At 35.9% G+C, this 21,803-nt stretch carries 22 protein-coding genes; 20 read left to right on the forward strand and 2 right to left on the reverse strand.

Translation table 11 applies throughout. The features are described from left to right. Positions 1–270 precede the first annotated feature (270 nt). The 10 genes from C7P63_RS00815 (at position 271) to C7P63_RS00860 (ending at position 9,075) form a co-directional block, all read left to right on the forward strand. Positions 271–1,119, forward strand: coding sequence for a phosphate ABC transporter substrate-binding protein PstS family protein (locus C7P63_RS00815; protein WP_125942262.1), 849 nt, complete (start codon positions 271–273; stop codon positions 1,117–1,119). A gap of 38 nt (positions 1,120–1,157) precedes the next feature. Continuing rightward, entirely contained in the window at positions 1,158–2,078 is a 921-nt protein-coding gene (pstC, locus tag C7P63_RS00820; protein ID WP_125942263.1) for a phosphate ABC transporter permease subunit PstC, read from the forward strand. Beyond that, a complete protein-coding gene (gene pstA, locus C7P63_RS00825; RefSeq protein WP_125942264.1) occupies positions 2,078–2,962 on the forward strand; it encodes a phosphate ABC transporter permease PstA in 885 nt (294 codons plus the stop codon). Before pstC ends, pstA begins: the two co-directional genes overlap by 1 nt. A 42-nt stretch (positions 2,963–3,004) precedes the next feature. Next, a complete protein-coding gene (gene pstB, locus C7P63_RS00830; RefSeq protein WP_125942265.1) occupies positions 3,005–3,814 on the forward strand; it encodes a phosphate ABC transporter ATP-binding protein PstB in 810 nt (269 codons plus the stop codon). 12 nt (positions 3,815–3,826) lie between these two features. Beyond that, entirely contained in the window at positions 3,827–4,582 is a 756-nt protein-coding gene (gene pstB, locus C7P63_RS00835) for a phosphate ABC transporter ATP-binding protein PstB (protein WP_125942266.1), read from the forward strand. Between the two features lie 11 nt (positions 4,583–4,593). After that, entirely contained in the window at positions 4,594–5,274 is a 681-nt protein-coding gene (phoU, locus tag C7P63_RS00840) for a phosphate signaling complex protein PhoU (RefSeq protein ID WP_125942267.1), read from the forward strand. Positions 5,275–5,440: 166 nt separating this feature from the next. Next, positions 5,441–6,634, forward strand: a complete 1,194-nt coding sequence (locus C7P63_RS00845; protein ID WP_125942268.1) for a murein hydrolase activator EnvC family protein — start codon at positions 5,441–5,443, stop codon at positions 6,632–6,634. Between the two features lie 211 nt (positions 6,635–6,845). Beyond that, complete coding sequence (gene liaX / locus C7P63_RS00850; RefSeq protein WP_125942269.1) at positions 6,846–8,393, forward strand: daptomycin-sensing surface protein LiaX; 1,548 nt, start codon at positions 6,846–6,848, stop codon at positions 8,391–8,393. A gap of 20 nt (positions 8,394–8,413) precedes the next feature. Further along, positions 8,414–8,716: a PspC domain-containing protein gene (locus C7P63_RS00855; protein WP_125942270.1), complete on the forward strand. Its 303-nt coding sequence runs from the start codon at positions 8,414–8,416 to the stop codon at positions 8,714–8,716. Then, complete coding sequence (locus tag C7P63_RS00860; protein ID WP_125942271.1) at positions 8,716–9,075, forward strand: phage holin family protein; 360 nt, start codon at positions 8,716–8,718, stop codon at positions 9,073–9,075. The genes C7P63_RS00855 and C7P63_RS00860 overlap by 1 nt, the downstream gene beginning before the upstream one ends. Positions 9,076–9,122: 47 nt before the next feature. On the opposite strand, the gene C7P63_RS00865 is transcribed toward C7P63_RS00860, so the two are convergent. Beyond that, positions 9,123–10,835 carry an NFACT RNA binding domain-containing protein gene (locus C7P63_RS00865; protein WP_125942272.1) on the reverse strand — a complete coding sequence of 571 codons (1,713 nt, stop codon included), beginning with the start codon at positions 10,833–10,835 and terminating at the stop codon, positions 9,123–9,125. A 152-nt stretch (positions 10,836–10,987) separates the two neighbouring features. On the opposite strand from C7P63_RS00865, the gene C7P63_RS00870 reads away from it, so the two are divergent. From C7P63_RS00870 to C7P63_RS00885, 4 genes are all read left to right on the forward strand, one after another. Continuing rightward, positions 10,988–11,674, forward strand: coding sequence for a hypothetical protein (locus C7P63_RS00870; protein WP_125942273.1), 687 nt, complete (start codon positions 10,988–10,990; stop codon positions 11,672–11,674). Between the two features lie 115 nt (positions 11,675–11,789). Beyond that, the gene (locus tag C7P63_RS00875; RefSeq protein WP_125942274.1) at positions 11,790–12,263 is read left to right on the forward strand and encodes a CopY/TcrY family copper transport repressor; all 474 of its coding nucleotides are present in this window, start codon (positions 11,790–11,792) and stop codon (positions 12,261–12,263) included. Then, entirely contained in the window at positions 12,260–12,469 is a 210-nt protein-coding gene (copZ, locus tag C7P63_RS00880) for a copper chaperone CopZ (protein ID WP_125942275.1), read from the forward strand. Before C7P63_RS00875 ends, copZ begins: the two co-directional genes overlap by 4 nt. Before the next feature lies 1 nt (position 12,470). Then, on the forward strand, positions 12,471–14,669 hold the full coding sequence (locus C7P63_RS00885) for a heavy metal translocating P-type ATPase (protein ID WP_125942276.1): 2,199 nt from the start codon (positions 12,471–12,473) through the stop codon (positions 14,667–14,669). A 42-nt stretch (positions 14,670–14,711) separates the two neighbouring features. Here C7P63_RS00885 and C7P63_RS00890 read toward each other — a convergent pair whose 3' ends face one another. Then, positions 14,712–15,347: a nitroreductase family protein gene (locus C7P63_RS00890; RefSeq protein ID WP_125942277.1), complete on the reverse strand. Its 636-nt coding sequence runs from the start codon at positions 15,345–15,347 to the stop codon at positions 14,712–14,714. Between the two features lie 233 nt (positions 15,348–15,580). Here C7P63_RS00890 and aroE point away from each other — a divergent pair, with 233 nt between their 5' ends. The 6 genes from aroE to C7P63_RS00920 all read left to right on the forward strand — a co-directional run bounded on the left by aroE (position 15,581) and on the right by C7P63_RS00920 (position 21,800). Next, positions 15,581–16,459, forward strand: a complete 879-nt coding sequence (gene aroE / locus C7P63_RS00895; RefSeq protein ID WP_125942278.1) for a shikimate dehydrogenase — start codon at positions 15,581–15,583, stop codon at positions 16,457–16,459. After that, entirely contained in the window at positions 16,456–17,457 is a 1,002-nt protein-coding gene (gene aroF, locus C7P63_RS00900) for a 3-deoxy-7-phosphoheptulonate synthase (protein ID WP_125942279.1), read from the forward strand. The genes aroE and aroF overlap by 4 nt, the downstream gene beginning before the upstream one ends. Before the next feature lie 10 nt (positions 17,458–17,467). Next, positions 17,468–18,544 carry a 3-dehydroquinate synthase gene (gene aroB, locus C7P63_RS00905; protein WP_165863733.1) on the forward strand — a complete coding sequence of 359 codons (1,077 nt, stop codon included), beginning with the start codon at positions 17,468–17,470 and terminating at the stop codon, positions 18,542–18,544. An 11-nt stretch (positions 18,545–18,555) separates the two neighbouring features. Then, entirely contained in the window at positions 18,556–19,821 is a 1,266-nt protein-coding gene (aroA, locus tag C7P63_RS00910; RefSeq protein WP_125942281.1) for a 3-phosphoshikimate 1-carboxyvinyltransferase, read from the forward strand. A 57-nt stretch (positions 19,822–19,878) separates the two neighbouring features. Continuing rightward, complete coding sequence (locus C7P63_RS00915; protein ID WP_243640775.1) at positions 19,879–20,877, forward strand: LCP family protein; 999 nt, start codon at positions 19,879–19,881, stop codon at positions 20,875–20,877. Positions 20,878–20,951: 74 nt separating this feature from the next. After that, positions 20,952–21,800: a DegV family protein gene (locus C7P63_RS00920; protein ID WP_125942282.1), complete on the forward strand. Its 849-nt coding sequence runs from the start codon at positions 20,952–20,954 to the stop codon at positions 21,798–21,800. Positions 21,801–21,803: the final 3 nt, after the last annotated feature.

A 21,803-nucleotide genomic window follows, 5' to 3' on the forward strand; every position in this document is an offset into this window, starting at 1 on the left:
GTTTGAAGGAAGTGTGTCTTTTTATTTGCTCTGTTATGTATAAAAAAGGCTAATTATTTGTTAAAATAGGGTAAAATATAAGAAAGTGATAAGGACACGCTTTAAGCATTATTTAATGATAAATCCTTGAGATTACTTAAAAAAACTTGTGCCTATTCCGCTAAAATCGTTTAGAAAGGCTTGCTTTTTTTTAGGAGAGAACGTATGTTTAAGAAAGAATAATTAATATATTTTCTGAAAATTGTAAAAATTCCTGAAGGAGGATTATAAGTGAAAAAACATTTTCATTTAATTTTCATAGGTGTTACTTTACTCTTGCTAACTGGCTGTAAAGTTGACCGAGGAGAATCAATTAATGCAGTTGGTTCGTCTGCTATGCAACCCTTAGTAGAGGCAGGCGGAGAACAGTACAGTAGTCAGCACACCGGTAAATTTATTAATGTACAAGGTGGAGGAAGCGGAACCGGCTTAAGTCAAGTTCAAGCAGGGGCGGTTGAGATTGGTAATTCTGATTTATTTGCAGAAGAGAAACAAGGGATTAAAGCAAAAGAGTTAGTAGACCATAAAGTAGCCGTAGTTGGAACTGTTCCTATTGCGAATAAAGAAGTGGGATTAGACAATATTAGCATGTCTGATTTAAAAAAAGTGTTCCAAGGTGAAATAACTAATTGGAAAGATATTGGCGGAAAAGACTTACCTATTGTATTGATTAACCGAGCAAGTGGTAGTGGTAGCCGTTATACTTTTGAACAATGGGTATTAGACGGTGAAGAGTCTAAACAGTCTCAAGAACAAGAATCAACAGGAATGGTAAGACAAATTGTTAGTACAACTCCAGGAGCAGTGAGTTATGTGGCTTTTTCTTATGTAACGGAAGAAGTGCAACCTTTAAAAATTGATCAAATTGCTCCAACAGAAGATAATGTGAAACAAAATAAATGGCCTATTTGGTCTTATGAGCATATGTACACAAAAGGTGAGCCTAAAGGGTTAACTAAAGAATTTTTAGACTATATGCTTTCAGAAGACGTGCAAGCAAACATTGTGCCGCAATTAGGTTATATTGCTGTGTCTGAGATGGAAGTCGAGCGAGATGCTCACGGTAATCTGATTAAATAAGAAAGAAATTTAAGGGATGCATCAAAGGAGGAAGAATTTTGGAACACATACGCGAAAGTTTGATTAAAAAATCAAAAAAAGCGAAATTAGAACAAATTGGAAAATTTGTTAGTTTCTTATGTATTACATTGATCGTTTTAGTCGTGGTCGCTATTTTTTATTTTGTAGCAAGTAAAGGATTGGCAACATTCTTTGATAACGGCGTTCATCTAAAAGATTTTTTATTTGGGAAAGTTTGGAATCCAAGTAGTGTAGATAAACAAGGCAAACCTTTAGTAGGAGCATTGCCGATGATTATGGGGTCGCTTTTAGTAACCTTCTTATCAGCTATTGTGGCAACGCCTTTTGCTATTGGAGCAGCTATTTTTATGACAGAGATCTCACCAAAATTAGGCACTAAGATTTTACAGCCTGTCATTGAATTATTAGTAGGTATTCCTTCTGTTGTATATGGTTTTATTGGACTATCTGTAGTTGTGCCTGCTGTTAGAAATGTATTTGGTGGTAGTGGTTTTGGTATTTTGTCTGGAACCTTTGTTTTATTTGTCATGATTTTACCCACTGTTACATCCATGACGGTTGATGCTTTAAAATCAGTTCCTCGTCATTACCGAGAAGCTTCTTTAGCACTGGGAGCTACTCGCTGGCAAACTATTTACAAAGTGGTATTAAGAGCGGCTACCCCAGGGATTATGACTGCAGTAGTTTTTGGTATGTCACGAGCTTTTGGAGAGGCGTTAGCGATTCAAATGGTTATTGGTAACGCAGCCCTTATGCCTCATAGTTTAACAAGTCCAGCAGCTACATTAACAAGTATTTTAACTATGGGGATTGGTAATACAATTATGGGAACCTTAGAAAATAATGTTTTATGGTCTCTGGCTTTGATCTTATTAACTATGTCCCTATTATTTAACATCTTAATCAGATGGATTGGTAAAAAAGGAGAGATGAAATAATGACGCCTAAAAAAGCAGACCGCTTGGCTACAGGTATTTTATATGGGATAGCTGGAATCATTGTGGTAATTTTAGCTAGTTTATTATTATATATTTTAGCGCAAGGACTTCCTCATGTTTCCTTTAAGTTTTTAACTACCCCATCTAAGTCTTTCCAAGCTGGGGGAGGAATAGGCATTCAACTATTTAACTCCTTTTATTTATTGTTTATTACTATGCTAGTGAGTATTCCCATTTCTCTTGGAGCAGGTATTTATTTATCTGAGTATGCACCTAATAATTGGGTAACTGGTCTTATTCGAACAGCTATTGAAATTTTAAGTTCACTACCATCTGTTGTAGTTGGTTTGTTTGGTTTTTTACTCTTTGTAGTTAAAGCTCAGTTAGGGTTTTCAATCATTTCAGGGGCATTAGCGTTAACTTTTTTCAACTTGCCGTTATTAACGAGAAATGTAGAAGAGTCGCTTAAAGCTGTTCACTTCACGCAAAGAGAAGCAGGTTTAGCATTAGGCTTATCTCGGTGGGAAACAGTCACTCACGTAATCATACCTGAAGCTTTACCAGGTATTTTAACAGGAGTTATTTTAGGAGCAGGGCGAATTTTTGGAGAAGCTGCGGCGTTGATTTATACCGCAGGACAAAGTGCCCCTGCGCTAGATTTTACCAACTGGAATCCATTAAGTATTTCAAGTCCTTTAAATATTTTTAGACAAGCTGAAACATTAGCAGTTCATATTTGGAAAATTAATAGTGAAGGAAATATGCCAGACGGTCCTACTGTTTCTGCAGGAGCTTCAGCTGTATTGATTTTAGCAGTATTACTATTTAACTTTTTAGCTCGTTTCTTAGGAAAAAGAATTCATAAGAAGATGACTTCTGCCTAAAGAAAACAAAGGTAAAATGTTGATCAATGAAGGAGTTTTATAATGAAAGAATATGATGTAAATCAAAGGCATATTGTGGATTTAAAACAGACAGGAAAAGAAATTGCTCTTTATACTGATGATATTCATGTTTGGTATGGTCAAAATGAAGCCATTAAAGGAGTCAGTCTAGCGTTTGAAAAAAATAAAATCACTTCGTTAATTGGTCCTTCTGGTTGTGGTAAATCTACTTATTTACGCTCGCTTAACCGAATGAATGACGAGATTAATGATACAAAGGTAACAGGTTCTATTATGTATGCTGAAACAGATGTCAATCAGCCTAATATTGACGTGTATGAAATGAGAAAACATATTGGCATGGTTTTCCAAAAGCCTAATCCCTTTAGTAAGTCTATTTATGATAATATTACCTTTGCTTTAAAACAACATGGGTTGAAAGACAAAAAACAATTAGATGAGATAGTGGAAACTTCTTTGAAACAAGCGGCTTTATGGGATCAAGTAAAAGATAATTTAAATAAAAGCGCCCTAGCTTTATCTGGTGGGCAACAACAACGGTTGTGTATTGCTCGGGCAATTGCTATGAAACCAGATATCTTATTACTAGACGAACCAGCCAGTGCTCTTGATCCAATTTCGACTAGTAAAGTGGAAGAAACTTTGATTAATTTAAAAGACGACTATACAATTATTATTGTGACTCACAACATGCAACAAGCTTCAAGAATTAGTGATTATACCGCATTCTTCTATTTAGGTCATGCGATTGAGTATGATAAAACTCGGAAAATATTTACCCGACCGAAAATTCAAGCAACCGAAGATTATGTGTCTGGCCACTTTGGTTAAGGAGTGAGTGAAATGGCTATTATTACGTCAAAAGATTTAGACTTATTTTACGGAGAGAAACAAGCATTAAATCAAATTAACATTGAATTTTATGAAAAAGAAATTACGGCATTAATTGGTCCTTCTGGCTGTGGTAAATCAACTTTTTTACGAACGCTTAATCGAATGAATGATTTAATTCCAGGAGTTACCATTAACGGTGAGGTTCAGTTTAATGGACAAGATATTTACGGAAGTTCAATGGATGTGGTGATGCTAAGAAAACAAATGGGCATGGTATTCCAACAACCTAATCCTTTCCCATTTTCTATTTATGATAATGTGACTTATGGATTAAGACTACAACAGCAAACTTACACCAAAGAAGAGCTAGATCAGATTGTCGAAGAAAGCTTAAAAGCTGCAGCTGTTTGGGATGATGTGAAAGATAAGCTAAATAAAAGTGCGTTATCATTATCAGGAGGACAGCAACAACGGGTGTGTATTGCTCGTGTTCTAGCAGTGAAACCTGATGTTATTTTGTTAGATGAGCCTACCAGTGCTCTTGATCCAGTTTCTAGTGGAAAAATTGAAGAAATGCTGTATGATTTAAAAGAGGACTATACAATGATTATGGTTACCCATAACATGCCTCAAGCTTCTCGGATTTCGGACCGAACGGCGTTTTTCTTGAATGGAGACTTAATTGAGTACGCTCCAACGAAAGAAATCTTTTTAAATCCGAAAAAAATTGAAACAGAAAACTATATTACTGGTAAATTTGGTTAAGGAGGATATTTATGCTGCGAACACAATTTGAAGAAGATTTACAACAACTCCACAAAGATTTTTTTGAAATGGGTTTAGCTGTGAGTGACGCTGTATATAAATCAGTGCATTCATTTATTCAACATGATAAAAAATTGGCTCAAGAAGTGATTGAAAATGATGTTGTCATTAACGATATGGAAGTGAGCCTAGAGAAGAAAAGTTTAGAGATGATTGCCTTGCAACAACCTGTGACAACAGATCTTAGAATTATTGTGACAGTGATGAAAGCTAGTTCTGACCTAGAGAGAATGGCAGATCACGCCGTTTCTATAGCCAAAGCAACTATTCGGGTAAAAGGAACTAAACGTATTTTAGAAGTGGAAGAAAAAATTGCGACAATGGCGTCTGAAGTTAAAACTATGATTGATGATGTGATGAATGCTTATGTTAATGAGGATTACAAAGCAGCTAAAGAAATCGCTACTCAAGCAGAGGAAGTTAACGACTACTTCAATATTATTTACGGGTTTTCAATTGAATCGATGAAAGAAAATCCTGAAACAATTGAAGGGGGAGCAGACTACTTACAAGTGGTTGGCTTCTTAAAACGAATTGCAGATTATGCCACAAATATTTGTGAGTGGATTGTTTATCTTCATACAGGTAAAATTTTGGAACTCCATTCTAATCATGAGTTTGAACAAAAATAATAAACGAACAAACACAGATCTTATAAAAATAGATCTGTGTTTTTTTTAAAAAAGAAAAAAATGAGAAAGATAACATAATCAAGGTAATGTAATCTGTTTGTAACTTACTGAACGATTATTTATGATATAGTAGATAAGGAATTAAACAAAACAAAGGATAGGTTTTATGAAGAAAAAACATTTAATTTTAGCATCTACTTGCTTATTACTAAGTTCAGCGCCAGTTGTCACCTTTGCGGAGTCACTGGACAATCAAATTGATCAGTCTAATCAAAAGATTGAGAACTTACAGCAAAAAAAATCAGCTGATGAAAATCAATTAAAACAAATTGAAACAGACATTAAACAATTAGAAAAACAAACAGCAGAGATTTTAAAGAAAAAAGTAGCTCTTGAAAAAGAGTTAAATCAGTTAAATGAGGATATCGCACAATTAACCAAAGCTATTGAAAAACGGACAGAACAAATCAATGAACAAGCACGCTCTGTTCAAGTTAATCAAGCTAGTCATACTATTGTGGATGCGGTATTAGACTCAGATAATTTATCCGATGCCATTACTAAAACCCTTGCGTATAGTAAACTCGTTCAAGCTAATAATGATATTGTGGTAGCTCAGCAAGCAGACCAAGAAAAATTAGAGTCTAAACAAAAAGAGTTAAATCAAAAATTAGCTGATATTATCCAAATGACAGAAACATTAAAAGAAAACAATGAGCAGTTACAAAAGAAAAAATTAGACCAAGCTGTGTTGATTAAACAAGTGGAAGCTGAGTTGGCTCAAGAAAAGTCTAAAAAAGACGGCTTATTGAAAGAAAAAGCGGCTGCTGAAAAGCGTCGTCAAGACGAATTGAAACGACTAGAAGCAATGGAGCAAGTGCGGTTAAAAGCTCTTGAAGAAGCGAAAAAACAGCAACAAAATCATTCTAATCCAACGCCAACACCGCCAGAAGCTAATTCAGGAGAGTTTCAATACCCAATTCCAAACATTCACATCACAAGTGGGTTTGGTGGTCGTGAAGATCCAACAGGTGCATCTGGTACCCAACATGATGGAATTGATATGGCTGGTAGTTTAAATGATCCTATTTTTGCAAGTCGTGGTGGAACAGTTGTGGCTGCAAGCTATCATCCAAGTGCAGGTAATCATATTATCATTAAACACGATAATGGCTACTATACTTATTACATGCATATGACGACGTTATTAGTAGGTCAAGGAGAAACTGTTAGTACAGGGCAACAAATCGGCTTGATGGGAACAACTGGTAATTCAACTGGGGTTCATTTACATTTTGGTATTAGTACCAGTGTGTGGTCAGGCTTTGTAGATCCAGGTCCATTTTTAGGTTTGTATTAAACTGATTTAGATTATTATTCGTATAACCATTAAACAACTCTTTTGCCCTAAGTCACATTAGCCAAAAGAGTTTTTTTATATTTAGAAACAACTACATCTTACAAAGGATAACGAAATCCAACTTAGGACCTATGACAATTGTTTAGAAACAAGGCATAATAAAGGTACAGTAAGTATTAAATATAAGCATAGAGCTAAGGAGGCTACTATCGTGAGAGAAAGAGATCGAATTATCGAATTAGTTAAAAAAGGTGTTATTTCATCTGAAGAAGCGTTGGTCCTTTTAGAAAATTTAGATATAGATACAGAAAAACAACAAGAACAAGCAGAAGATAGTCAAGAGGAACAATGCCAAACAGAAGAAGCTGTCTCAAGTATTGAGGATAAATATCAAGCAGATTATGAGCAACTGGAACATATTTTAGATGAATTAGCTACTCGGGCTAACCGAGCTTCAGCTGAATTAGATGGTATCCAGGAAGAAATGGTGCACACATTGGCTCGGATTAAAGAGTTAGAAGAGCAAAAAATGGTACTGGATACTTTGGAAGAGTTAGATAGTTTAGAAGAGGCTCAACAGGCAGAGCGACAAGCTTTAGAAGAACAATTAAATAAATTGCGTAGTAAATTAACAGAATTACAAGTAGAAAAAGAAACGGCAGAAGATGAGTTAGAAGCCATTAAACAGGAACAAAAATCTAATAAAAAAGAACAATGGTTTCAAGGTTTTGACATGCCAGATGACTGGGAAGAAAGCGTGAATGACTTAGGTCAAAAAATGACAGAGGCTAGTACTCGTTTAGGAAAAAAAGTTAGTCAAGCTGGTAGTCAATTAGGCCGTTTCTTTAAAGAAACAGTTAAAAATGTTTCGGATACTGTGAGTGATAATGTAGACTGGAAAGATGTGAATATTAAAGTTCCAGGCATGGTTACCAATAGTTTTAGTCATGAGTTTTATTACCCAGAAATTACTGCCTCTTTAATTGATTTTAAAGTAGCAAATGGGCAAGTAAACTTTAAAACGTGGGACTCTCAAGATTTAAAAGTAGAAGCTAATATTAAAATTTATGGTAAAATGAATGCAGATACTCTTTTTGAAGCATTTCTTGAAAGAAGCCGGATTGAAGTAACTGAAGAAAGTATTTCTTTCCAAATTCCTAATAAACGAATTAAAGCGGATTTAACTGTTTACTTACCAAGAAAAGATTACGACTATGTCTCAGTTAAAATGTTAAATGGGGATATAGAAGTAGAAGAGCTACAAGTTAATGACATATATGCTAAAAGCACCAATGGAGATATGGAGTTTCATCAGTTAACTGCAACTATGTTAGAAATTGAAGGAGTTAACGGAGATATTGAAATTACAGACAGTCAGATTGTAGACTTGTTAGCAGAATCAGTTAACGGGGAAATCATTACTCGCTCAGCGATCGAAAATTATAGTGTATCTAATGTTAATGGGGATATTAAACTAACAGCTTTAGAGCCTTTAGTTAAAAAAGTAGAAGTTAAATTAGTCAATGGGGATATTAAATTGTCTATGCCAAGTAGTCTAGGTTTAGAAGGAACGGCTAAAGTAAGTATTGGTAGTATTAAAAATCGTTTGGAACGAACAGAAGTCCTTCGTGAGAAAAAAGAAAAAACCAATCAATTGTTGCAATTTAGACGGTTTTCTGAAGAAAATCAAGAAACAGTTAGAATTCATGCCACAACCACGACTGGAAGTATTTATCTAAAAGATTCAGAACAAGAGTAAGAAATAAAGGAGCATGCTGTATGAAAAAGAAACTAACAAAATCCAGAACAAATGTAGTCATTTCAGGAACATTAGGCGGTATAGCAGAATATTTTAATATAGATCCAACTCTAGTCAGAGTGATTTATATTGTGTTAACCTTTGTGTTAGCTGCCTCACCAATATTATTATATATTTTATTGATGTTAATCATCCCAAGTGATTCTGGGCAAAATGGTTCTCCTTATCATAATCCTTATGGCTCACCTTATAGTAGTTCTAGTAAAAGAGAACGAAAGGAAGCTGAAAAAGTCAAGGATGATGAGGATTGGAGTGACTTTTAATGAGTTATTGGCAACGACTGTTGGTGAATACCTTAACCTTCATTTCACTACATGTTATTCTACCGAACCACATGTTATATGTAAGAAGTCTAGGAATTGCCTTGTTAGCTAGTGCTGTGTTATCGATTTTAAATGCGCTAGTTAAACCTATTTTACATTTATTAAGCTTACCGATTACTTTAATTACTTTTGGTTTGTTTAGTTTTGTTATTAATGGGATTATCTTGCAATTAACCAGTTCCTTAGTCGGACCCCAAAATTTTGGTTTTTCTAGTTTTGGTTCAGCAGTCATTGTTTCAGTGATTATGTCTCTGGTGAATTCGGTTGTGTTAAATCAAAAATTAGATGCGTATGATTAAAAGAGTTAATAAAAAAGCAGATCCTAGAAAATAGGGTCTGCTTTTTCTTATGATGATTTGGCGTTGTTACGTAAGTTTTCAACTATTTTTTTAGTTGGAGTAACAAAAAGTGTTTGTTGATTGTCATAGATGACAAAACCAGGTTTAGCACCATTTGGTTTTTTTACATGTTTCACTGATACATAGTCAACAGGGACTTTATTAGATAATTGATACTTAGAAAAATAAGCAGCTAAAATCGCAGCTTCTTCTAAGGTTTCATTAGAAGGAGAGGCGTGTTCGATAATCACATGAGAACCAGGAATGTCTTTAGCATGTAGCCAAATATCCGTTTTCCGAGCTGTTTTTAAAGTGAGCTTATCATTTTGTAAATTGTTTTTTCCAACGAGAATAGAAGTGCCATCAGAAGATAGATATTTTTCTGGTTGGCTAGGTTTTTTCTTCTTATGTTTCGCCTGTTTGTTTCGATTGCGAATAATTTTTTCTTCAATCAATTCTTCCCGAATGACTTCTAAATCCATAGGAGAGGCGATTTCTAATTGAGATAAGACAGATTCTAAGTAATATTTTTCTTGTTTGGTTTCTTCAAGTTGTTTCTGAATTTTTTTAACCCCATTTTTCAGTTTAGCGTATTTATGAAAATATTTTTGGGCATTTTGAGAGGGAGATAAATCTTCCCTTAATTGGATGTGAATCGGCTGATTTTCTTCGTAATAATTTTCTAAAGTAATTTCTTTGGTTCCTTTTTCAACTAAATGTAAGTAAGTAGTGAGTAATTCGCCTTTTTGTCGGTAAATTTCAGCATTTTCTGTTTCATTGAGTTCTTTTTCTAACTTTTTAAGTTTATTGACAGTTTTTTTATAGTTAGTTTGAATTTGCCGAATTAACTGACTTCCTTGTTGTTTCACTCGTTCTTTTTCAGCTTTTCCTTCATAAAAGTTATCGAGTAACTGACTTAAAGAAGAAAAATTCTGATACTCATTTCCTAATGAAACATAGGGAATAGGAGTAAAGAACTCTTTTTGATTAACAGAAGTTAAAGTCGGCTGAAGTTGGGTAGTTAACTGGTTGAAAAAGTTTAGCCAAGTCGTTAATTTATCTTGGGGCGACTGGTTTAGTCTTTCAATTAGTTCTTTTGCCGTTAATTTGCCTATTCCTTGGAAGTGCTGCTGAATAGTTTGTGGTTGCCACTCACTGGTTGATAGTATTTCAAATAATTTTTCTTTCGGAACTTGCCAAGGATTCCACTGGTTTTCTTGTACAGGGGGTCGTTGGTAAGTAGCTCCTGGTAATAATAGGCGGTAGCTATTTTGAGAAGGACCGATATGTTTGATACAATCTAAAATCTTCTCTTCTTGTTGGTTGACTAAAATAATGGAGCTATGTCGGCCCATTAATTCTATAATCAAGACTAGGTTTTCTAAATCTCCTAATTCATTCCGTTTAGTAAAATGTAAATGAATGATGCGGTCATTTTCAATTTGTTCCAAAGATTGAATTAAGGCACCTTCCATATGTTTTCTAAGGGTCATACAAAAATTAGGAGGCACAGCAGGGTTTTGGTAAACCATCTCAGTTAGTTGTACACGAGCATAAGTTGGGTGTACAGATAGTAATAGTTTATGGTTCTTCCCTTGGTTTCTAATAATTAAAATCAATTCATTGTCGTAAGGTTGGTGAATTTTAGAAATACGGCCACCTTCTAAGACTTGGTTTAATTCTTGAACCATGAGATGCGTAAAAACACCATCAAATGACATAGACCTTCCTCTTTCCTTCAATAAGTTTCTTAAAGTTAACTATAGCTTTTTTTTAAACTTGTTGTCAAATAACTCATAAGCTTTTTTTATCTTTTCATTTGGCCTAAGTATGAGTATACTAGATGTATCATATGTAAATTAAGGGTGAGGGAATGGATAGATTAACAGAGTGGCTCAGCGTATTTGAAGAAAAGACAAAGGAATGGGGACAAGTCTTTCAGCCACTATTTCAGGATTTTGCTCAATTTTTTAAAGGATTAGGAGAAACTATGAAACCAACATTTGAAACATTTGTTAGTAAGGTGACACAATTAGGACCTAAGATGGGTCAGGCTTTTCAAGGCTGGTTAGAACGATTGTGGCAGAGGAAAGAATGGTTGATCGTCGGTAGTTTAATCGTGGTACTAGTTACTTTGGTTTTAGTGGTGATTGCACCAGAATCTCAGAAAAAAATTAGAGTCAGTCAGACTAACTCATTGGTTGCAAAAGAGTATGGCAATAAAAAACAAGTTAAAATTTTAGCAGATGGAGAACTAGAAGAAACCATTCGTAAAAATAAAGAAGCGGTGGTAATCTTAGCAGATCCAAGTGATCGGTATTATGATAACTTTGTAAAAAGTATCAGTGATTCTGAATTAATGGCGGATTTTAACCAAAAGGTATACGTTTATCCTATTATTTATCAGGATAAAAAAATTAAAAAGTTTTACCAGTTAACAAGTGGTTTAACGATGATTCATTTTGAACATAAAAGAGAACAAAAGCGAATCACGTTAAATTCACAAAAAGAGATTGAATTGTATTTAGTTAATCACTTAAATTTATTAGTAACAGATTAATCAACAAGGCGAGTCTTCCTATGAAGGCTCGTCTTTTTTGATTGACAAATAGTCAGTATGGTTGTAACTTATAGATATAAACGATTACGCTTGTAAACGAAAGGGAGGTGAGTGTATGGTTCGCGTGTCTGAACCAGTAAAAGTGAGTGAGGCAGAGTGGGAAGTATTACGTGTTATTTGGACACAGGAATTAACCACTAGCCAAGAAGTGATTAAAGTGTTGGAGACAACCATGGACTGGAAACCTGCTACGATAAAAACGTTACTAGGACGGCTAGTCAAAAAAGAATTGGTAGGCACTCAAAAACAGGGAAATAAATATAGGTACTATCCATTAGTCAGTGAGAAAGAAACAGTGCAAAGTGCAACAGAAACTTTATTTAGTCATATTTGTGCCAAAAAAATTGGCCAAACTTTAGGGGATTTAATCCAGCAAGCAGAGCTAACCAAAGAAGATATGGCTTGGATTCAACATCAATTGGATCAAAAACAACCAGTAGCAGAAATTACGTGTAACTGTATACCAGGTCAATGTGAATGCCACAAGGAAGAACATGATCCTACTAATGAAAAGAGGTTATCAAAATGAAACAAGTTTTAGAAATAGAAGGAATGAGTTGTAAACATTGCGCGGCTAGAATTGAAGAAGGGGTGGCTAGCTTACCAGGCGTTAAAAAAATAAAAGTCAATTTACGTAAGCAGGAAGGAAAAGTCACGTTAGACGAAACCGAATTATCTATTCAACAAGTTCTGGATAAAATAGAAGAGTTAGGTTATCAAGCTGAGGTGAAGTAAGATGGGACAAGCAAGGGATACATTTGTTATTACAGGCATGACTTGTGCTAACTGTTCTGCCCGAGTAGAAAAAGAGTTAAATCAACAAAAAGGTGTTGAACAAGCTACTGTCAATTTTGCAACAGAAAAAGCGACAGTGTTATATGAAAAAGAGGTAACTAATTCAGAAGAACTAATTGAGCAAGTAGAAAAGATTGGTTACGGAGCTATTTTATACGATGAGGCTCACAAACAACATATTCGTCAGCAACAACAAGCAGCAGAAAAAAGAATGTTTTACGAATTAATTATTAGTGGGCTATTGACCTTGCCTATGGTTGTAGGCATGATTTTGATGATGGCAGGGGTAAATAGTCCGTTAGTTCACTGGCTGCACAAACCTTTAGTCCAATGGGGATTGGCTACTCCTGTTCAGTTTTTTATTGGAGCTCGTTTTTATAAAGGAGCTTATCACAGTATTAAAACGAAGGCCCCTAACATGGATGTTTTAGTTGCGATGGGGACAAGCGCGGCTTACTTATTAAGTGTCTATAATGGTTTTTTAGGGGGAGTCGCTACAGATTTATATTTTGAAAGTAGTGCTATGATTATTACCCTTATTTTATTAGGAAAATATGTGGAACAAAAAGCTAAGAATAAAACGAGTTATGCTATTAGAGGATTAATGGATTTACAAGCGAAAGAAGCTACTGTCTTACGTGAAGGGAAAGAGTTAGTCATTCCTTATGAGCAGGTTTTAGTTGGAGATCATTTAGTGGTGAAACCAGGGGAACAAGTTCCTACCGATGGGGTAGTTGTAGCTGGGCAAACAGTGTTAGATGAAAGTATGTTAACTGGTGAAAGTCTACCTGTTAGTAAACAAGCTGGAGATCAAGTGTTTGGTGGTACAAGTAACGGTGCTGGTGCTTTTCAGATGAAAGTCACAAAAGTCGGATCAGAAACTGCTTTATCTCGCATCATTCAATTGGTAGAGGAAGCTCAAGGAACGAAGGCACCTATTCAACAAATAGCCGATAAAGTTTCTGGGGTATTTGTTCCAGCAGTCCTTGTCATAGCAGCTGTGACATTAGTAGTAACTAGTTTGGTAACAGGTCAGCTACAAGTAGGGATTATTCACAGTGTATCTGTGCTAGTGATTGCTTGTCCTTGTGCTTTAGGGCTAGCTACACCAACTGCTATTATGGTGGGAACAGGTTTAGGAGCTAAGCAAGGGATTTTGATTAAAGGAGGAGAAGCGTTAGAAAAAGCGGCTCACCTAAATGCTATAGTCTTTGATAAAACAGGGACCATCACAGAAGGAAAACCTCAAGTGACAGATGTTCACTGGCTAGAAGAGGTAGCAGATAGTTTTAAATATTTAGTTGCGTTAGAAATGAATTCCGAACATCCAATTGGGGAAGCAGTTGTAGCCTATGGTCAGTCTATTGGGGCATATGACAAAGAATTAAATGAAACCAAAACGACAGCACTACCAGGTTTAGGGATTAAAGGAGTCATTGAAAATCAAGAGTATCTAGCAGGTAACCGACATTTAATGGCTCAGTCTGGTTTTGACACTGGCTCCTATGATACCTTGGTAACGTCATGGGAAAATCAAGGTAAAACAGTGATTTATGTGGCTAAAGAACAAGGTATTATGGGGATTGTTGCTGTTTCTGATGTAGTAAAAGAAGAAGCAGCTTTAGCGATCAAACAGCTAAAGGATCAAGGAATCGACGTTTACTTACTGACAGGAGACAATCAGCGTGCCGCTCAGTTTATTGGGGAACAGGTAGGAATTGAAAAAGCCCACATTTTTGCTGAGGTATTACCAGAAGATAAGGCTTCTTACGTTTCTAAGTTACAAAAACAAGGAAAACAAGTGGGAATGGTAGGAGACGGAATTAATGATGCTCCAGCCCTTGCCACAGCAGATATCGGGATTGCCATGGGAAGTGGCACTGATATTGCCATGGAAACAGCAGACATTACTATTATGAACAATCAATTATTGCAAGTGGAACGGATGATTCAACTATCTAAAAAAACAGTTAAAAAAATCAAACAAAATTTATTCTGGGCGTTTATTTACAATATTATTGGGATTCCTTTTGCTGCATTAGGTTGGTTAAATCCTATTATTGCAGGAGGAGCTATGGCGTTTAGCTCGGTCAGTGTTTTATTAAATTCACTTAGTTTAAATCGTACAAAATGGCATTAAATTAAAAAAGCCTGTCTTCCGATTAAGAAGAAAGGCTTTTTTTTATAAGAATGTAGTGATGTCAGAAGGACTTAGACGGTAAGAGTCGTGGCCTGTTTCATCGGCTACGCCAATTGATAAAGCTAATAAAGGTAAGTAGCGAGTCTCGTCGATATCTAAGGCTTGGTGAATGTGTTGTTTATCAAAGCCACCAATCGGACAAGTGTCATAACCAAAGTAACGAGCAGCTAGCATAAAACTCATAGCTACTAGACCACCGTCAAAGACCGTAGTTATTTGTAGTTCTTCGTCTGTGTAGTTTTGATAAATATCTTTAATCATCTTACTTTGACGTAATTTCACTTCTTCTGGCATTTTACCTGCTTTAACAGCTTCGTCTAAAATAAAATCAGTTCTCGAAACAGCTTCTAAATCTCCAAAAATAAAGACCATAGCAGAAGACGTCTCACATTGTTGAGGGTTATAAGCAAAATAAGGAGCTAGCGCTGCTTTTTTTTCAGGGCTATCCACTACAACGAAATGCCAAGGTTGTAAGTTGAGGGAAGAAGGCGTTTGACTAGTCATTTTGATAATTTTAGTCATCACTTCCCGTGAGATTGGTTGGTTTGGTTTATATTTACGAATAGAATGACGATTTAAAAACACATCTTCAAAATAATCATGAGTAATAGGTTGCATGAGTTTACCTCCAAATTTATAATTACTTCCATATTATCATATAATAAATTGAATGAGAAAGTAAAACCCTTGTAACAGTGCTTTAGAGTGAGAAGGTTTGACACTAAATTTAAAAAAAGCTATACTGAAAAAAGTAATGAAAACGAGAATCCCAGTAGGTTTTGGGAGAAAAATAAACCAAGCATTTACTGTAGTTTTCACTATAGTAAGTGCTTTTTTTTAAGGAGAATAAAATGATTTCAGGACAGACCCAATTATTTGGGGTTTTTGCAACCCCTATTAGTCATAGTTTATCCCCATTTATTCATAATTTAGCCTTTCAGCAACAAGGGATTGACGGTGTTTATTTAGCTTTTGATACACCTTTATCTCATTTAAAGGCAAGTATTGAAAGTATTCCTCTATTAGGTATGGGCGGGGCTAATTTATCTATGCCTTTAAAAACAGCTAGTATGGCGTTAATGGATGAGTTATCTTCTGAGGTGTCATTGATTGGTGCGATGAACACGATTGTGCCAGTGGATAATCAGTTAGTAGGATATAATACTGATGGATTAGGCTTTTATAAACATTTAGCTAGTCAACAAGTTCCTTATCTAAATCAGTCGATGACGATTTTTGGAGTAGGTGGAGCAGCCACTGCCATTATTGCTCAAGGTGCTAAAGAAGGGGTAGGAGAATTTTTTGTATTAAAACGACCTAATGACACATGGGACGCGGCAGAAAAAAAATTAAAAGAAATCGCCAAAAAAACCCAGTGTGAGATTCATTTATTATCTTCTGATAATCCGCAAAATATTCACCAAAGTATAAAAAAATCTGATATGATTGTGAATGGAACGAATGTGGGTATGACCCCACTGGAAGATATTTCTTTAGTTCCTAATCGGGAGTGGTTAACCCCTGAAAAAGTCGTGGTTGATGTGGTTTATCAACCTCAGGAAACATATTTGCTAAAACAAGCAGCGTCACAAGGGTGTCAACGGTTTAATGGGTTAGGGATGTTACTTGGACAGGCGGCTTATAGTTATGAGTTATGGACACATCAAGCCATGCCTGTTGCTTATATTCAAAAGGAACTGGAAAAGAAATTGATTGGGGAAAAGAAATGATAGTAAGATTAAAAGAAAACGTGACAGATAAAGACCAAGCATTACTTAAACAAGTATTAGGAACACAAGATGTTTATAAAATTGAAGCAAATAACCGAGTGTTGTATCAAGTAAAACAGTTGATTAATCAAGAAGAAATTGAACATTTACCAATGGTTGAAGAGGTTGTTCAAATTAATACTTCTTATCAACTGGTTAGCCGAGACTATAAAAAAACAGATACTATTATTGATTTAGGAGATCAAATTAAAATTGGTGGCAATCATTTAACAGTCATTGCAGGTCCTTGTTCAGTTGAAAGTCAGGAACAAATGATGACTTCTGCTGCTTTTGTTAAAGCAGCAGGTGGACAGCTTTTACGAGGTGGGGCTTACAAACCAAGAACTTCTCCTTATAGTTTTCAAGGACTAGAAGAAGAAGGCTTAATTTATTTAAGACAAGCTGCCGATCGTTATGGGTTAAAAGTTATTACAGAAGTGATGGATATTGAGCATGTGTCAGAGATGACCCCCTATACAGATGTGTTTCAAATTGGGGCAAGAAATATGCAAAACTTCAAGTTACTTGAAGCAGTGGGGAAAACCCAAAAACCTGTTGCCCTTAAACGAGGCATGGCGGCGACTGTTACGGATTTATTAAATGCAGCAGAGTATATTGCGGCTCAAGGGAATTTACAGATTATCTTAATTGAACGAGGAATTAGAACCTTTGAAACAGCGACACGGAACACTTTGGATTTAAATGCTGTACCAGTTTTAAAAGAGTTGACTCACTTACCGATTATTGTGGATCCTAGCCACGGAATTGGTATTAGAAAACATGTGCCAGCTATGGCTAAAGCAGGGATTGCAGCTGGTGCTCATGGGGTGATGATTGAAGCTCATCCTGAACCAACACTGGCTTTATCTGACGGGGAGCAGTCTTTAACACCAGAGATGCTTCAAAAATTAGTCCCTACTTTACGTCGAATCCATGAGATATTACAAGCAGATATCTAAGGAGGAAAACATGACAATGCAGCTAAGGATGACATTTTCCAACCATTCTTATGAGCTTTTATTTGGTCAACAATTGTTACCAGAAATAGGTAAAAAAGTGTCTAAGCTATGGCAGCCACAATGTGTGTTACTTGTTTCTGACACACATGTCGGCCCACTTTATAAACAACAAGTGACCGATTCCTTAACGACAGCTGGTTTTCAAGTCTATTATTATGAAATACCAGCTGGAGAAGGATCTAAAAATTTTCAACAATTTGAACAGCTACAGGAATATTTAGGAGCTTTAGGCTTTACTAGAAAAGATGGTTTAATTGCTTTAGGAGGAGGAGTAGTTGGAGATTTAGTTGGATTTGTTGCGAGTACATATATGCGAGGCATTCATTTTATCCAAGTCCCTACTTCTTTATTAGCCCAAGTCGATAGTAGTATCGGGGGAAAAACAGGGATTAACTCTCAAGCAGGTAAAAATTTAGTCGGTAGTTTTTGGCAACCAGATTTGGTGGTTATTGATGTAGATGTACTAGATACTTTGCCAGAAAGACGGTTTTTAGAAGGTTTTGGAGAGATAATCAAAATAGCCATTATTCGAGATACAGGTTTATGGGAACTTTTACAAGCTTATCCAGTAAAGGGAAGCCAGAAACAGAAGAAACAAGAACTAATGCAGCTGATTTATCAAAGCTGTGTCAATAAAAAAGAAGTAGTCGAAGCAGATGAGCGGGAACAAGGACAACGGAAATTCTTAAATTTTGGTCACACTATTGGTCATGGACTAGAAAAAATATTGGGATATGGTACGCTATACCATGGTGAAGCAGTGGCGATTGGTATGCACATGATGACTAAAATCAGTGTGAAACAAGGAATAACCCAACCAGGAGTGTTAGAAGAATTAGAGAGGTTGTTAAATAAGTACCAGCTACCTACTTGTGTAACAGACAACTATGAAACAAAAGAATTATTAGCCGCTATTCGCCACGATAAAAAAGCAGAAAAAGATCAGGTAACCTGTGTGATGGTGACACAAATAGGGGAAAGTCAATTAGAAAATTTATCATTTGAGTTACTAGAAAGTTACTTGTAAGGAGTGAAAATATGTTTTTAGAGGGAAGCATCCAAGTTCCACCAGATAAGTCTATTTCACATCGAAGTATTATGTTTGGAGCTATGGCTCATGGCGTCACTCGGGTTCATCATTTTTTAAAAAGTGAGGATTGTCTGGCTACGTTAAATCTGTTTAAAGCATTAGGGGTTACTATTTATGAAGAAGGTAATCAATTAGTGATTGTAGGAAAAGGCGTGTCCTCGTTTCAGCCACCTAGTGAAGCGATTGATGTAGGTAATTCTGGGACCACTCTTCGGCTGGTTAGCGGCTTATTAGCTACTTGCTGTTTTCCTATTACGTTAACAGGTGATGCTTCTCTTTCAAGTCGCCCAATGGACCGGGTATTACAACCTTTAAGAAAAATGGGAGTAACTAGTCAAGGTCAAGGGGAGAAAGAAACCCTTCCGTTGATCTTGCAAGGTACTTCTTGTTTAAAACCTATTCAGTATCATTTACCAGTAGCTAGTGCCCAAGTAAAATCCGCTTTGCTTTTCGCTGCTTTACAAGCAGAGGGAACCAGTCTGATTGTTGAAAAAGAACTGACTCGCAATCATACAGAAGAGATGATTCGGTTATTTGGTGGAGACATTCAAGTAACAGGCAAACAAATTCAACTGACTGGCCCCCAACAGTTAACAGGAACTACCTTATTTGTTCCAGGGGATATTTCTTCAGCGGCCTTTTTTATAGTAGCAGGCTTATGTGTCCCTAACAGTCATATTTGGTTAACTAATGTTGGCTTGTCTGAAACTCGTACAGGAATATTAGATATTGTTCAGCAAATGGGAGGGAAAGTGCAGGTTCATCCTCACAGTGACACTGACTATACTGGAGATATTGACGTACAGGCTTCAGAATTAGTGGGGACAACTATTTCAGGTTCACTGATTCCTCGGGCCATTGATGAGTTGCCGGTGATTGCTTTATTAGCTACTCAGGCAACAGGAAGAACAGTGATTAAAGATGCAGAAGAGTTAAAAGTCAAAGAAACTAATCGTATTGATGCCACTGTTTGTGAATTGAAAAAACTAGGGGCAGATATTGAAAGTACCGAGGATGGAATGATTATTAACGGACCTACTCCCTTACATGGTGGAGTGGTTAACAGTTATCAAGACCACCGAATGGCTATGATGTTAAAGATTGCTAGTTTACTTGTTTCACCAAAAGAAACTGTCCAGATTAAAGGAGAAGATGCGGTTAAGGTATCTTATCCGGAGTTTAATCAAGATTTACTTAAAATAATCAACCAATAAACCAGAGAATCAGATAGCTGTTTATCTGATTGATGATAATTAAAAGAAGGTATGCGTATGTCAAGAATGGAAAAGTATCACGGAAATGATGCACCTGTAGAAAAAAAACCGAAACAACCTAAAAATAAAAAAAGAGACAAAAAGACACAGCGAGGTTCTGTTGCTATTATTCAACCGATTGCTAAAGTTATTTTATTTGTTATTATTATGATCGCTGCTTTTTGTTTATATGAGTACCGTTCAGGTATGAGGCAAGCTAGACATGACCAAGGATTTAAAGAAATCAAAGTAGAAGATTTTAAAGGTGAAAAAAGTCGTTCTGATGATATTAATGTGTTACTTCTTGGCAGTGATTCAAGAGGAGAAGATATGGGTCGGTCAGACTCTATTATGATTGCTCATTATAATAAACATGAAAAAACACCTAAATTAGTTTCATTTATGCGAGACACTTTGGTTAATATTCCAGAAGTAGGATATAACAAAATTAATGCCGCTTATTCATACGGGGGACCAGAGTTAGTTAGAGAAACGATTCAGCAAACCTTCCAAGTGGATGTGCAGTACTATGCTATTGTTAATTTCTCCTCTTTTCCTAAAGTTATCGATACTCTTTGTCCAAAAGGATTAGAGATTGATGCAGAAAAAGATTTAAATTTAGACGGGGTAGATATTGCAAAAGGTGTTCAACAGATGGATGGTCATACAGCTTTACAGTATGCACGGTTTAGAAAAGATGAAGAGGGAGATTTTGGCCGAGTAAGACGTCAGCAACAAGTGATGAACGCTTTATTCCAACAAGGTACCTCCATTAGCAATGTGGCTCATCTGCCTAAAACTTTAGGTAAAATCCAAGGGTATACTACCACTAACATTCCCTCATCTATCTATCCTAGCTTAGTAAAAGACGTGGTGTTTAAGAGAAATAAACCCCTTGAAAAATTAGTGATTCCTGTCGAAAACTCTTGGGAAAACGGCTATTACGACGGGGCCGGAAGTGTGTTAGAAATTGATGAACAAATGAATGCTAAAGCTGTTCAAGCATTTTTAAACTAACTAATAAGCCGTGTTCATGGTGTGTCAAGTATGATATAGTATTAATATGTTTAATAAAGAAGTGAGGTTAAATCATGAAAACAGCTGTTGTAACAGATAGTACAGCCTTTTTATCTAACGATATAAAAAATCATCCTGATTTGTTCATTATACCAATTCCAGTTATCATTGATGGTAAAATTTACAATGAAGGGATTGATATAGCATCGGATGACTATTATGATGTGTTAAATCATAGTCAGCAATTTCCAACTACCTCTCAACCCTCAATAGGAGAGATTTTAGAAACTTACCGAGATATTGCCAAAGAAGGATATGATACTGTCATTAGTATTCATATGTCTTCTGGTATTTCCGGTTTTGTGCGTAACTTAACTGCAGTAGCTCCAGGAGTAGAAGGGGTGAAGATTTATCCCTTTGATTCTAAAATAACTAGTATGCCAATGGGGTATATGGTAGAAAAATCTTTAGAGATGGCTGGAAATAATCAAACACCAAAAGAAATTTTAGAAAAATTAACGGAAATTCGTGAAGGAACAGAGGCCTTTATGATTGTAGATGATTTAAATAATTTAGTTAGAGGAGGCCGCCTGAAAAATGGGGCTGCCTTAATTGGTACATTATTAAAAATCAAACCAATTTTAACTTTTAATGATGGTCAAATCATCTTATCAGAAAAGATTCGCTCCTCTAAAAAAGCCTTTGCTCGTGCGGAAGATTTAATGGCTAAACAGTATAAAAAAACGAAACAGCCAATGAAGTATTTTATTATTCACGCGAATCATCAAGCCTTTGCTGAACTTGAAGTGACAACGATGAAAGAAAAATGTCCAAACATCGAAATTCAAGTCGGTAGCTTTGGTCCAGTTATTGGGACTCACTTAGGTGAAAAAGCAATTGGTTTTGCATGGTGTCCAAAATAAGGA

The sequence above is a fragment of the Vagococcus humatus genome, assembly GCF_003950325.1.
In the GTDB taxonomy this organism is placed as follows: domain Bacteria; phylum Bacillota; class Bacilli; order Lactobacillales; family Vagococcaceae; genus Vagococcus_C; species Vagococcus_C humatus.